Source organism: Pedobacter nutrimenti, from assembly GCF_003208655.1.
Taxonomy (GTDB): Bacteria; Bacteroidota; Bacteroidia; order Sphingobacteriales; family Sphingobacteriaceae; genus Pedobacter; species Pedobacter nutrimenti.
In genome coordinates this window covers 561435-575004 of the sequence record NZ_QKLU01000001.1, presented here as the reverse complement: position 1 = coordinate 575004, position 13570 = coordinate 561435, and the positions used below count along the sequence as shown (strand labels likewise).

The 13570-nt window shown below is 40.1% G+C and carries 11 protein-coding genes; 8 read left to right on the top strand and 3 right to left on the bottom strand.

The window, feature by feature from the left end:
- Positions 1 to 106 precede the first annotated feature (106 nt).
- From B0O44_RS02330 to B0O44_RS02300, 7 genes are all read left to right on the top strand, one after another.
- Positions 107 to 712 carry an RNA polymerase sigma factor gene (locus B0O44_RS02330; RefSeq protein ID WP_110827081.1) on the top strand — a complete coding sequence of 202 codons (606 nt, stop codon included), beginning with the start codon at positions 107 to 109 and terminating at the stop codon, positions 710 to 712.
- A 77-nt stretch (positions 713 to 789) separates the two neighbouring features.
- Positions 790 to 1953, top strand: a complete 1164-nt coding sequence (locus B0O44_RS02325) for a FecR family protein (protein ID WP_110827080.1) — start codon at positions 790 to 792, stop codon at positions 1951 to 1953.
- Positions 1954 to 2157: 204 nt separating this feature from the next.
- Positions 2158 to 5466, top strand: coding sequence for a SusC/RagA family TonB-linked outer membrane protein (locus B0O44_RS02320; RefSeq protein WP_110827519.1), 3309 nt, complete (start codon positions 2158 to 2160; stop codon positions 5464 to 5466).
- 10 nt (positions 5467 to 5476) lie between these two features.
- A complete protein-coding gene (locus B0O44_RS02315; protein WP_110827079.1) occupies positions 5477 to 7123 on the top strand; it encodes a RagB/SusD family nutrient uptake outer membrane protein in 1647 nt (548 codons plus the stop codon).
- A gap of 34 nt (positions 7124 to 7157) precedes the next feature.
- A complete protein-coding gene (locus tag B0O44_RS02310; protein ID WP_170123250.1) occupies positions 7158 to 8123 on the top strand; it encodes a glycoside hydrolase family 18 in 966 nt (321 codons plus the stop codon).
- Between the two features lie 28 nt (positions 8124 to 8151).
- On the top strand, positions 8152 to 9270 hold the full coding sequence (locus B0O44_RS02305) for a DUF1735 and LamG domain-containing protein (RefSeq protein WP_110827077.1): 1119 nt from the start codon (positions 8152 to 8154) through the stop codon (positions 9268 to 9270).
- Positions 9271 to 9378: 108 nt separating this feature from the next.
- The gene (locus tag B0O44_RS02300) at positions 9379 to 10308 is read left to right on the top strand and encodes a discoidin domain-containing protein (RefSeq protein WP_170123249.1); all 930 of its coding nucleotides are present in this window, start codon (positions 9379 to 9381) and stop codon (positions 10306 to 10308) included.
- Between the two features lie 110 nt (positions 10309 to 10418).
- On the opposite strand, the gene B0O44_RS02295 is transcribed toward B0O44_RS02300, so the two are convergent.
- The gene (locus tag B0O44_RS02295) at positions 10419 to 10841 is read right to left on the bottom strand and encodes a VOC family protein (RefSeq protein WP_110827075.1); all 423 of its coding nucleotides are present in this window, start codon (positions 10839 to 10841) and stop codon (positions 10419 to 10421) included.
- 130 nt (positions 10842 to 10971) lie between these two features.
- Positions 10972 to 11535 carry a Crp/Fnr family transcriptional regulator gene (locus tag B0O44_RS02290; protein ID WP_110827074.1) on the bottom strand — a complete coding sequence of 188 codons (564 nt, stop codon included), beginning with the start codon at positions 11533 to 11535 and terminating at the stop codon, positions 10972 to 10974.
- A 79-nt stretch (positions 11536 to 11614) separates the two neighbouring features.
- Here B0O44_RS02290 and B0O44_RS02285 point away from each other — a divergent pair, with 79 nt between their 5' ends.
- Entirely contained in the window at positions 11615 to 12310 is a 696-nt protein-coding gene (locus tag B0O44_RS02285; RefSeq protein ID WP_110827073.1) for an HAD family hydrolase, read from the top strand.
- A 121-nt stretch (positions 12311 to 12431) separates the two neighbouring features.
- Here the strand turns inward: B0O44_RS02285 and B0O44_RS02280 are convergent, their stop codons facing one another.
- Positions 12432 to 13478, bottom strand: a complete 1047-nt coding sequence (locus B0O44_RS02280; protein WP_211321290.1) for a hypothetical protein — start codon at positions 13476 to 13478, stop codon at positions 12432 to 12434.
- Between the last annotated feature and the right edge of the window lie 92 nt (positions 13479 to 13570).

Here is a 13570-nt window from a genome sequence, read left to right as displayed (position 1 = left end):
AAATAATCGGTTTTAGCCTGGTTATTTTAGCTGGTAACATTTAAATTATTTTTTTCTTAACCATCATTTAATATTTATCTTACGTCGCTGATTTACACCTAACCAAATGGCTATTGCACCTCTTCCAAATGAAAGTGAACTGCTCCGAAGGACCAGTGAGGGAGACAAACGTGCGTTTACCGTTTTGTTTGATGCCCATTATAAATCACTGGGCAGTTACGTATACAAACTCACTGAGTCAATGGAATCTGCTGAGGAAATTGTACAGGAGGTATTTATAAAAGTATGGTTAAAGAAAGAAGAACTCACCCGCATCAATAATTTTAGTGCCTACCTGTTTGTGCTTTGTAAAAATAAAGCTTTAAATCACTTACGACAGCTGGCCAGTCAGACCTTGCGTTTTCAGGCCTGGGAAAAAGAATTAGGATCAGACCCGCAGGCCGATGTTGAAGACCACTATGAAAATTTCCGTGTACTGATTGAACAGGCTATTGATCATTTACCAGAACAACAGCAAAAAATTTACCGGTTAAGCAGGCATGAAAGATTAAAATATACGGAAATAGCAAAGGAATTACAGTTGTCGCCAGAAACGGTAAAGAAGCACATTTATCTTGCAACTAAAACGATAAAAGAATATGTAAAAAATAACATGGATGAAATGGTTATGCTCATTTTGATGAGCCCACTTATTTTTTTAAAAAACTTTTAGTTTTGATTACCACCTTTTTGCCTTCTGCGTGTCTTTAGTATAAAGGCAGTTTTGAGCTGTCTTTAAATACTAACCAAATGTCAGATTCCAGATTAGATTATTTGTTCGGCAAATATTTCGATAAGACTGCCACACCCGAAGAGCGGACAGAATTTATGCAGCATATTGTGCATCTTAAATCTGATGACCCGCTCCTGAAATTAATGGAAGAAGTTTACCATGCTGATCAATCCCCTTTGGCCAAACTGGATACTCAATTGCGGGACAGGGTACTCTTTAATATATTTAAAGCACCCCAATCAAAAGCTTATCCGTTGTATGCATTTTGGATTAAATATGCCGCAGTTTTATTTTGTGTCCTTTTTGGTGCCTCATGGTATTTCTATCAGCAAAAAGATAAAAAAGCAGTATCCGGATTACCATCTGCAAGCCATATTTTGCCGGGAGGGAACAAAGCCGTACTTACCCTTGGAAATGGTAAAAAAATTGTTTTAGATGCTGCCGGAACTGGCCTGCTGGCCCAGCAGGGTAATATCCTTATCCGAAAAACAACAGATGGTCAATTGGTTTACGATATCAAAGGAACTGACCAAGGCGAACCGAGTACAAACAGTATTGAAACACCAAACGGGGGACAATACCAGATTAATTTACCAGACGGGACCAGGGTGTGGTTAAATGCGGCATCTTCTTTAAAGTACCCAACTTTATTTACCGGCCAGGAAAGAAGGGTGGAATTAATAGGGGAGGCTTATTTTGAAGTCAGTAAAGATGTATCAAAACCTTTTAAGGTCCGGCTTGGTAATGAATCGGAAGTACAGGTATTGGGTACGCATTTTAACATTAATGCTTATCAGGAAGGAACAGCCATTAAAGCTACTTTACTGGAAGGTTCGGTCATCATGAAATCCGGAAAGCACAGTGAAAAATTAATCCCTGGTCAGCAGGCACAGACCTTCAAAAACAATCATCAAATCAGTGTAGTGGACAAAGTCGATGTAAATGAAGTCCTGGCATGGAAAAATGGCCTTTTCAGTTATAGCAGCATCAGTTTACAAACCCTGATGCAGCAGGTTGAAAAATGGTATGATATAAAAGTAGTGTATGCAGATCCAGTAGAGGCCGAATTTGTAGGCCGGTTCCCAAAAAACATTCCTTTATCCGAATTGCTCCGGTTATTGGAACTCACCAAAAAGGTTCATTTTAAAACAGAAGGAAAAACCATAACAATTATGAAATAAACACAACATCAGTTTAACCTGACCTGGTATTAAAAACCGGTTTGCTGGCGGGCAAACCGGTCATAAGTACCGGGTCTCAAATGTAATTTCCCGCGAAGGAATATTTTTTAACCCTAACTAACCAAATTTATGCGATTAAATGCTACCAACAAAAATTTACCAAAATTTTTTCGGGCAATCCAACAATCAAAAACCTGGCTCGTTATGAGAATTACACTATTCTTACTTTGTGCTACCATTACGATGGCTGCAGCAAAAGGTTATTCCCAGAAAATCAATCTGGAAATGAAAAAAGCAAAAATAGAAACGGTTTTTGAACAGATTGAGAAAAAAAGTGGTTACAACTTTATTTATGAAAAGAACCTGTTAAAAAACCTGTCTCCATTGAATGTCTCTATAAAGGACAGATCATTGCCTGAAGCAATGAATGAAATCCTTAAAGACCTGCCTCTGGAATTCATTATCAGGAGTAAATTTATCGTTGTTTCACCCAAAAACAACACCGCAGAATTAACCACCCAAATTTCCGGAACGGACCGGTTTGTTCAAATCAGGGGAACTGTTAAAGATACCGCAGGATTGAGCATGCCAGGAGTATCCATACTGAACAAAAGCACAGGCAAGGTTACCGGAACAGATACACATGGCCAGTTTGTAATAGATGCCAGTACCGGAGATGTTCTGGTTTTCTCTTTTATCGGTTATGTAAAACAGGCAATCACTATAGGATCTCAGAGCCTGTTGAATATTGTACTTAAAGAGGAAAAAAATGTTTTGGAACAAGTGGTGGTTACTGCCCTTGGTATAAAAAAATCCACTAAAGCACTGACCTACAATGTGCAGGAATTAAAGAGTGAAGAACTTACCCGGGTTCCCGATGCAAGTTTTATAAACAGTTTATCGGGTAAAGTGGCAGGGATCACCATCAACAGCAGTGCTTCAGGTATAGGAGGTTCAACACGGGTGGTTATGCGGGGTGATAAATCTGTGCAGGGAAACAATAATGCCCTATATGTGTTGGACGGAATACCTTTGCCGAACCTTTTTTCAAAAAACAGCACCACGCCAAAAGGTGTTTATGGAGGAGGGGATAGCGGTGACGGTATTTCAAGTATCAATCCGGAGGATATTGTAAGTGTGTCTGTTCTGACCGGAGCAGCTTCAGCCGCACTTTATGGAAGTCAGGCGGCTAATGGTGTCATACTGGTTACTACAAAAAAAGGCGCGAGTGACCGTACTCATGTTGGTTTTTCTAATAGTACAAATTTTTACCGGCCATTTGTAATGCCGCAATTTCAAAATACTTACGGTACTTCAAATCCCGGGACATTTGACAGCTGGGGTGCTAAACTGGCTGAAACAGGTAAATTTAACCCGGCCGATTTTTTCCAAACCGGAACAAATGTCAGCAACAGCATCAGTCTCTCTACGGGAACTGAAAAAAACCAGACGTATTTCTCTGCGGCAGCCGTCAATGCCAAAGGAATTGTTCCAAACAATACTTTCGACCGGTACAATTTGACCTTACACAATACCTCTACTTACCTGGATGATAAACTTAGCCTGGACCTGAACCTGATGTACATCAAGATGAAAAACCAGAATATGTTATCGCAGGGACAGTATTTTAATCCAATTGTGCCTCTTTATCTTTTTCCAAGAGGAGACGATATTGAAAAGTACAAGGTGTATGAACGTTTCAATGCAAGCCGCAATTTTAAAACACAGTTCTGGCCATATGGAGACCTTGGTGTTGCTATGCAGAATCCCTACTGGACGACAAACCGCGATTTTAACACCAACGATAAGGACCGCTATATGCTTGGAGCTGCTTTAAAGTATAAAATTATGCCATGGCTGGATGTTGCAGCGAGGGTAAGGGTAGATAACACCGCAAATTTAAATGAAATCAAAAATTATGCTTCTACCTTACCATTACTGGCCGCCAATTCAGAAAACGGGTCCTATCTGAATTCGAATGAGAAAACAAAGCAAACTTATGCTGATTTTCTTGCAACACTTACTAAAACGTTTAACGATGTCAATATTACCGCAATAGCTGGCGCCAGTCTGACCAATACCCGATATGACCTGACCGGCAATGCGCTTGATGGTAACGGGGCTCCCCTTAGTACCGTGCCGAACCTGTTTAACCTGAACAACACCAAACCCGTTCCTGCTTTGCAGGATGGCTACTATGACCAGAGCCAGGCCATTTACGGGAGTACACAACTGGGTTATAAAGGGAAGTTGTTTTTGGATTTAACGGCCAGAAATGAATGGTCTTCTGCTTTGGCAAATACCAGTAAACTGTCTTTCTTTTATCCATCGGCGGGCATTTCGGCAATTGTAAGTGACATGATCAATTTGCCAAAGAACATCATCTCATTTTTAAAAATAAGGGGATCCTATAGCGAGGTGGGCAATACGATTCCAAGATTCCTTTCCATTTCCTCTTATCCGGTCAGCCCATCCGGAATCAATTTGAATACCACTATGCCACTAACCGATCTTAAACCGGAGCGTACAAAAGCAACCGAACTGGGATTGAATGCAAAATTTCTCCAAAACAAATTAAACCTGGACGTTACCCTTTATTATTCGAACACCTTTAACCAGTTGTTCACCTACAAAGCCCCTGAAGGAAGTGGTTTTGAAACCTTTTCGGTCAATGCGGGTAAAGTAAACAACAAAGGTATAGAGGCTGCTCTTGGTTACGATGGAGCTATCGGGCCTGTTAAATGGAATTCAACAGCAACCTTTACCTTAAACCGGAATAAAATCGTGGAACTGGTGGAAAACAAAATCAATCCTGTAGATGGATCCCCGTTAAACACCAATCATTTTGACAAAGGCGGTATCGATTCTTATAAATCCTATATAGATAAGGGAGGGTCATTTGGAGACATTTATGTGAACAAGCTTGCCGTCGATGAACACGGTTATATTTTGGTAGATGCCGCTACAGGCGCACTGACTATTGACAATAACAATCTGATTAAAGCAGGCAATTCCAATCCAAGGTACATGATTGGTTTCAGAAACAATTTTTCTTATAAGAATTTTAACCTCAGCTTTCTGGTTGATGGCCGCATTGGGGGAGTTGGTGTTTCTGCTACCCAGGCTTTAATGGACGGTTACGGAACTTCTGCCACCAGTGCCCAGGCCAGGGATAACGGAGGGGTCATTGTAAATGGAAATAAGGTCGATGCCCAGAAATATTATCAGACTGTTGGGTTGGGAACAGGTGTTTTGTCCCAGTATGTTTACAGTGCCACAAATGCAAGGCTAAGAGAGGCCTCTCTTGGTTATACCTTTCCGGCAAAATTCTTTAACAATAAGGTTCAGGATATCACAGTTTCTGTAATTGGCCGGAATTTATTCATGTTCTATAACAAAGCTCCTTTCGATCCCGAAAGTACCGCTTCGACCGGAACTTATTTCCAGGGCATAGATTATTTCATGCTGCCAAGCCTTAGGAGTTTTGGTTTTAGTGTAAAAGTTAACCTGTAAAACAAAGATTATGAACCACAATAAATTCTATTATAAAAAAAACATTTGCATACTACTTTTGTCAGCTGCTGTTCTTATCGCCGGGAATTCCTGCACAAAAAATTTTATGGAGGACAACAGGAACCCGAACAATGCTACAGAGGAACAATTAAAATACGACAACCTTGGACTTGGGGGGTTCATTACCCAAATGGAAACCAAAGTCATGCCGGTACTCAATAACCTGGACAATGCAGATGTCAATTCTTATCAACTGATGTACAGTCTCATGGGCGACATTTACTCCGGACATCAGGGCACCTCAGATGCCTATGGAAATAACGGGGTGAACAACAGCACCTACTCCATGATTCCCGCATGGTACGGAGCAGCCTTTGCCAACGCATTTAAAAACGAAATGGCCCCCTGGTATTTTATCAGACAAAAATCTGAACTTTCCTCGCCCAGTACATTTGCCCTTGCCCAGATTTTAAAAGTGACAGCCATGCACCGCGTAACAGATATATACGGCCCTTTACCTTATTTAAAATTCGTCGCTGGCGGCACCAATATTCCTTATGATTCGCAGGAAGCCATTTACAATTCCTTTTTTAAGGATTTAGATGAAGCTATAGCCACGCTTACCGATTTTGTGCAAAAAAATCCGGGAGCCAAACCGCTTGCTAAATTTGACCTGATCTACGGGGGTGATTTTGTGCTGTGGCTCAAATACGCGAATACCCTGAAATTAAGGCTCGCCATGCGAATTGCGTATGTCAATTCATCCAAAGCCCAGCAGGCAGCAGAACAAGCCGTTTCTGCCGGGGTTATGCTGGTCAATGGAGACAACGCCTTGCTTAAAGTGGATGGCACTTCCAATGTGAACCCGCTCTATACCATTACCTATCCTTACAATGACACCAGAATGGGGGCGAACATGGAATCCTTTTTAAAAGGGTACAATGATCCAAGGATAGGGCTTTTGTTTAATAAAGTCTCCTTACCTGCCGGATCAACTCCAGATTATCACGGCATCCGGAACGGCAGTAAATTTAGTGGTCATGCTTATGACCCTTTTTCGACCTTGAACGTCACCTTATCTACACCTGTTCAATGGATGGTTGCAGCGGAAGCTTATTTTCTACGGGCCGAAGGGGCAATAAGGGGCTGGAGCATGAATGGAACGGCACAAAATCTTTATGAAACTGGTATCAGAACAGCATTCAGCCAGCCTATGGGCGCCTCTAATGCGAGCGCAGGCGACGCAAATAGCTACATTAATGATGGACTGAGTAAGCCAGCACCCTATACCGATCCCTTGAATAACGGAAATAGTATAGCGACAGGGAACCCTAATCTGAGTACCATCACTATAAAGTGGAATGAATCAGATAATTTTGAACGTAAGCTTGAGCGGATTATTACACAAAAGTGGATTGCACTCTATCCGGACGGGCAGGAAGCCTGGTCGGAATTCAGGCGCACCAGATACCCGAAGGTTTTTCCAGTGGCAAATAATTATAGTAACGGAGCCATTGATACACAAATACAAATTCGCCGCAGTCCTTTTCCCCAGAATGAATACCTGAACAATAATGCCGCTTTGATGCAGGGATTGACTTTGCTTGGCGGACCTGACAATGGAGGTACTAAATTATGGTGGGACAAAAAACCGTAACCATTATTCATTTGAACATTTTAGAACCAGAAATATGAAAAGATTATTTTTCAATTATATATTCCCATCATTTGTACTGATGATGAGCTTTTCCTGTAAAAAACAGAATATGCCAGTACCCCTTGAACTACAAAAACCATTTGTTTCTACACCAGAATATCTGGCCAATCTGCGGGCTTATAAAAAGACCAAACATCAGATTGCCTTTGGCTGGCTAGGTGGATCAGGTGGTGACGGCAAATTTGCATCTCTTCAAAAAAGATGGGAAGGTGTGCCGGACAGCCTTGATATTGTGAGCTTATGGGGGGGCATACCGACAGCAGGATCCCCTCAAATGGCTGCGATGAGATCTGCACAGACAGACAGGGGGATAAAGGTTGTTTACGTAAAATTTGCAGATGACGAACTCATTGCTCCATTTGAAAAGAGCCCAAATGGGATTAAACTACTTGCCAAAGCCCTTGCAGACACCCTTACAAAAAACAACATAGACGGTTTTGATATCGATTATGAACCGAACGTTGGTGGGGGCAGCTGGACTTTTTTTAAAGTAAAAAGCAACATGACACTTCTGCTCAAAGAGCTTTCTGCTTTTATGGGGCCCAAGGCTGGGACAGGAAAACTATTAATTGTGGATGGCGAAGTCAATTATCTGGAAGCCGCCGCCGGACCACTGCTAGATTATGCTATTGCACAGGCTTACTATACAACCAATGCAGCCGGTTTACAAAGCCGATACAATGCCATTGCCAGTTGGTGCCCTCCGGAAAAGTTTATTGTTACGGAGGATTTTGAGGCGGGATGGAAAACAGGTGGATCCAGTTATCAGGATGCCATTTATGGAACAATACCTTCTTTAATTGGAATGGCTTACTGGCAGCCCACTCAAGGAAGAAAGGGTGGGGCAGGAACATATCATATGGAGTATGAATACGCCAATACCCCAGATTACAAATATCTGAGACAGGCGATACAAATTATGAACCCTGCAGTGCATTAATTCATCTGTTTTAACAAATCATATTAAAATGAAAGCAAAATATTTATTTATTGGGCTCCTGTTTACAGTAGCCGGATTTAGTTCTTGTAAAAAAGACAAATTCAAAGATGCCCTTTATATTACCGGGACAGAGGTGAATCCAGCCGTTACTTTATCCGTAGATAACGGCACACTTGCAAGTATTGCAGTAAGCGTTACCGCTTCTGGTCAGGTAAGCCAAGCCATCAGTGCAAGTTTAAGAACTGCTCCTGACCTGGTAGAACAGTATAATAAAACTTATGGCAAACATTATCTTGCAGTTCCGGAAGGTAGTTATGCTTTATCTTCAGCAGAGGTGAGCATCAAAGCCGGTTCAAATGTTTCGAACGCAATAACTTTTAGCGTAACCTCTGTTAAAGATTTTAAAGAGGGTTCTGCTTATATGATGCCGGTAACCATTTCAACCAATACAGGAGACTTGAATGTATTGGAATCTTCCAGGACCATTTACATCATTGTAAAACCGGTCATCAGGGCAACAGTAGCTAGCCTGGTGGGCAATTACTTTAAAGCAGATTTTTCTGTCAATAATGCCTCCTTAAAAAGTATGAGTGTCGTTTCTATGGAGGCAAGGGTGCTGGTCAACAGTTTTCAATCTTCAAACCCTTTTATTAGTTCAGTAATGGGAATCGAAGAAAACTTTTTGCTGAGGTTTGGAGATGTTACCATTAAACCAAATCAACTCCAGCTGGCAGGAGGAGGAACCCCATTAACCGTACCCAATGAATTTGGGGTAAACACCTGGTACCATCTTGCCCTGGTATTTGACGGATCCTCTATAAAAATATATGTTAACGGGGTCCAGTCTGCCAGTTTGAATGCGTCACGCAAGGTAGACCTTACCAATGGCGATTTCTTTATTGGAAGATCAGCTAACGGAAGGCTTTTGAATGGCCTGATCAGCGAATGTAGGATATGGTCCAAAGCCTTATCACAAACAGAAATTTTAAACGGTATGTGTGGCATCGATCCAAAAAGTGCAGGTCTGGAAGCTTACTGGAAATTCAATGAAGGTACTGGAAAAGTCGCGACCGACTTAAGTGGCCATGGCAGAAATGCGACGGCCAGCTCCACGGTGACCTGGGTACCCAATGTTAAATGTGAATAATTGAAAACTGTTCAAATCCAATTCAATATGAAAAAAGTTAATCCTTATATGCTCTTTTTCACCGTAATGTGCAGTTGTCTGCTATTTGCCTGTAAAAAAGATAATAATATGAATTCAAAAGAGCTTTTGGCTTTTATAAAATCCGACGGACCTTCAGTACATCAGGCAGATATTGCTTTTATCAGAACACCGGTTTCTTTATCCGGAGATTCGGTGGCCCGGCTTGCTGCTTATCTGACCAGAGAAACATCTGCTGACGTCATGGTCAGTGTGGGCGTTGATGAATCCCAGTTGGCAATATACAATCAAAACAACAAATCTAATTTTGTAATTTTACCAGCGGCTAATTATAAAATTATCGGACCGGCGCAGCTGAACATCAAGGCTGGTGAAGTGGTTTCTGCAGACTCCCTAAAAATTCAGTTGCTGGACAGGCTTAAGCTAAATGACCTGAACGGCTATATTCTGCCTTTATCCGTTAAAGAGGTTTCCAGTAAGGATAAAGGGGTGCAAGCTAGTTCCAGCTACCGAACAGTTTTTATAAAGGCAGCCAGTAAATACACCAATATAGACCTGTCCAAAAAAACCACTCCTGCCGGTACGCTAATAGATAGAACTAACCCTTCGTGGAGTATCATATCGGCCAGCACACCTTATTCTTCATCCTATCCTGCAATAAATGTTCTGGACGGAAAAAATAATACTTATTGGTTTGCGGGTGGCGCTGACAATAATATTGTCCTAGACATGTCTGCTGTAAATGCTGTGAAAGGATTTATTCTGGCCCCGACGTATGCTTTTGGTACAAGCTATAATGCAACTAAAATAGAAGTATTAACCAGTACGGACAATCAAAACTGGGTAAGCCAGGGTGCTTACACTACAGATGCAGTATTATCCAGTTCCTCGGCGAATGCACCAGATTACCGGAACATCAACTTTTATGGTCCAGTCACCTGTCGGTATGTTAAATTCATTTTAAACGGTGGAATGGGGTCGGGTTATAATGGTTTCGCCGAAATTAACGCCATAAAATAAGTGTCCACTTTTTAAATTAAACAGACCGCTGAGATCTATTTCAGCGGTCTGTTTTTAGAGGGGAGGGCCGTATGCCCGGATTGTTTGTGTTTGTTAAGCGAGCTTTTTATTTATGTGTTGGGAGCAAAATTGACTATCCAGTTAATGCCAAACTTGTCAGTAAACATTCCAAATGATTCTGCCCAGAAAGTTTTCCCAAGCGGCATCGTTATCTGACCACCAGCAGATAATCCGTTAAATACGTGACTGGCTTCTTCTTCACTTTCCGCCTGAATAGCGACACTAAAATTATTACCAACGGTAACAATACCCGTCCCATTTGGTGTATCGCTGCCCATAAGGATGGTATTCTTTCCAATGGGCAATGCCACATGCATAACTTTATGACTTTCATTAGCAGGTGGTTGATATTCTGCTGGATTATCCCCAAAATGCATAAGGGTTAAAAATTCTCTGTTGAAAACAGATTTGTAAAAATTGAAGGCTTCTTCACAATTGTCTAAGAAGGTTAAATAAGGATTTACTTCTGCCATAGTTTTAAATTTATATATTAATCATTTATGATAATCAAGTTTTCATCATCTCCTTAACTCAAAAATAAACTTAATCTTTTATTTAAATCTGGGGGATTTAGGACATATTTAGGGTGCGATCTGGCCACCCTTATTTTAGATCTTTCAGCAGACGGTTTAAGCTCCTAAGGGTTACACCTAAATAATCAGCTAGATCTTCTTTTGAAATATTTACGCCATACTGAGATTGAAGATCCAATACTTTTTTTAAACCATGCTCCGTTTTATACAACTGTTGAATAGAGGCCTTTCTACTCGTATTGATAATGCGGTCAGTCAGTGTAAGAAGTAGCAACTTATTCAAATTAGTATCCTTTTCTAACAAAAGATTAAATATTGAGGCATCAATAGCGAATGCCTGTACGTCTGAAATAGCCTCGATATTACATAAACAAGGAATTCCTCTAATGGTTTCCAGTTCACCGGTTATTTCACCATCACTTAAAAACTCATTGATAAAACCTTTAGCATTTTCTTCATAAAAGTAGCATTTAACGATTCCCGATTTAAGAATAAACAACTTAAATGGAAGTTCTCCCTGTTTGAGAAGTAAATCTCCGGGACTGAAAGTTCTTAGGGTAATATGCCTATCATTGGTTTGGTTTTGGTAGAGCTCCTCAATGTAGGATAAAAAAGGTAAATTGGTTCTTAGCATATTTCTGTAATCAGGGACAAATGTCCTTTTAATAAAAAAAAATATAAAGAATCTTTGCAATTAAATTTACGAATTAGCAATGAAAGAACAGATAAAAGTTATCGCATTTGATGCAGATGATACCCTTTGGGAGAACGAGCCTTATTTTCAGGAAGCAGAACTCAAGTTTTGTGCTTTAATGGAAGATTTCCTGCCAGTTCATTCTATTTCTCAAGAGTTGTTTCAGACAGAAATGACCAATCTTCAATTGTATGGTTATGGTATAAAAGGATTTGTGCTTTGTATGATAGAGACCGCTTATCGCATCTCGGACGGAACTGCCAGTTTGAGATTAATAGAACAGATTATCCAAATGGGTAAAGAACTACTTCAAAAACCAATAAATCTTCTGGATGGGGTGGAAGAAGTATTAAATAAATTACAAGGAAAATACCGGTTGGTGGTTGCAACTAAAGGTGACTTATTGGATCAAGAGCGTAAATTGAAAAAATCCGGTTTGATGAAATATTTTCATCATATAGAGATCATGAGCGATAAACAAATGGCAGATTATCAAAAATTACTGAAGCACTTGGATTGTAAAGCTGAACATTTTTTAATGTTGGGAAACTCAATTAAGTCGGATATTATACCTGTTTTAGATCTTAATGGGTATGCTGCACACATCCCGTATCATACCTTATGGACGCATGAAAAACATGAACATTCTTTAGATCATCCAAATTTTATGCAACTAGATACCCTAACAGATATTTTAAATTTCCTGAATAAGTAGAAGCTGTTATTGATTTCAGAGATATAAACCAGAATCAACCGCAATAGCAAAACTTATAAAGAGTATAATAAACAGTTTACTGATGCTTAATGATATTCCATAAAAAGTAATGAGCTTTTGCTTAGCTAATCGTTGGGTGTTTATAGAAAGACCTGGTGTCGTCGAACAAATAACGATAAGTTGCCAGTTGACGGGTTCTTTGTGCCCCCATGTTTAAAGCAAAATTGACCATTTTGGGGTTAAAGTCGCCAACCCATTGCATTTCATAATTATTGTATTGAGTTTTAGATTTAATGGTTTCCAGCGCATTAACAATCATAAAAGCTTCGATCCCTTTATTCTGATATTCAGGCACAACTCCAAATAGCACGCCAACCAATTTTCTTGTAGGACTGAATTTTCGCTGCCATAAAAACTTTAACATCTCAAGCGGACCAAATTTCCCCTTTAAAGATTTAAAATGAGCGTTTAAGTCAGGAAGATTTAACCAGCAGGCGATTGGATTTCCTTCATGATAGGTAAACCAAATGGTTTTTTCGTCAAGCACATCTTTCATTGCCTTGAACAATTTAACAGCTTCTTTTTCTTTGATTGATTTACCTTCACCATGGTTTTGCCAGGATTTATTGTAAATGTACGTGAAGTCTTGAGCAAATTCGACAAGGTCCTTTTTGCAAAAGGGAATGACTTTATAAGAATCGTTGGATTTAATTCTATCCCGAATTTTATAAAATTTATCCGGTAATTCTTCTCGCAGACTTAAACTATAACAATCCTGATAAAAATATACTTGAAATCCGTAACTTTCAAAAAGCCTTTTGTAGTAAGGTGGATTGTAATTCATTCCATATAAAGGGGAATGAAAACCTTCAAGCAGAAGTCCCCACCAGTTCATCCGTTCTCCAAAATTAATTGGTCCGTCCATTGCCTCAATACCCTGTTGCATTAACCAGAACCTACAATAATCAAACATATAATGTGCAGCCCTTTCGCTATCAATGCATTCAAAAAAGCCTATACCACCTGTTGGTTGCGCTTGTAAATATTCATAATTAACAAAAGCGGCTATTCTACCGATGACTTGTTGCTTATCATTAAAGAGTAACCATCGGGTACATTTACCATGCAGAAAACATTTATTTTTGTTTTCGTCAAAAATGGCTTCCACATCTTTGTCAAGGGGCTGAATGTAATTGGGATTCGTCTGATGGAGTTGCTTTGGAAAGTCTAGAAACAGTGCTGCTTGTTCCTTGTTTGTTA

Coding starts and splice junctions, on each gene's coding strand:
- B0O44_RS02330 (WP_110827081.1), top strand. CDS start 107: ATGGCTATTGCACCTCTTCCAAATGAAAGTGAACTGCTCCGAAGGACC.
- B0O44_RS02325 (WP_110827080.1), top strand. CDS start 790: ATGTCAGATTCCAGATTAGATTATTTGTTCGGCAAATATTTCGATAAG.
- B0O44_RS02320 (WP_110827519.1), top strand. CDS start 2,158: ATGAGAATTACACTATTCTTACTTTGTGCTACCATTACGATGGCTGCA.
- B0O44_RS02315 (WP_110827079.1), top strand. CDS start 5,477: ATGAACCACAATAAATTCTATTATAAAAAAAACATTTGCATACTACTT.
- B0O44_RS02310 (WP_170123250.1), top strand. CDS start 7,158: ATGAAAAGATTATTTTTCAATTATATATTCCCATCATTTGTACTGATG.
- B0O44_RS02305 (WP_110827077.1), top strand. CDS start 8,152: ATGAAAGCAAAATATTTATTTATTGGGCTCCTGTTTACAGTAGCCGGA.
- B0O44_RS02300 (WP_170123249.1), top strand. CDS start 9,379: ATGAATTCAAAAGAGCTTTTGGCTTTTATAAAATCCGACGGACCTTCA.
- B0O44_RS02295 (WP_110827075.1), bottom strand. CDS start 10,841: ATGGCAGAAGTAAATCCTTATTTAACCTTCTTAGACAATTGTGAAGAA.
- B0O44_RS02290 (WP_110827074.1), bottom strand. CDS start 11,535: ATGCTAAGAACCAATTTACCTTTTTTATCCTACATTGAGGAGCTCTAC.
- B0O44_RS02285 (WP_110827073.1), top strand. CDS start 11,615: ATGAAAGAACAGATAAAAGTTATCGCATTTGATGCAGATGATACCCTT.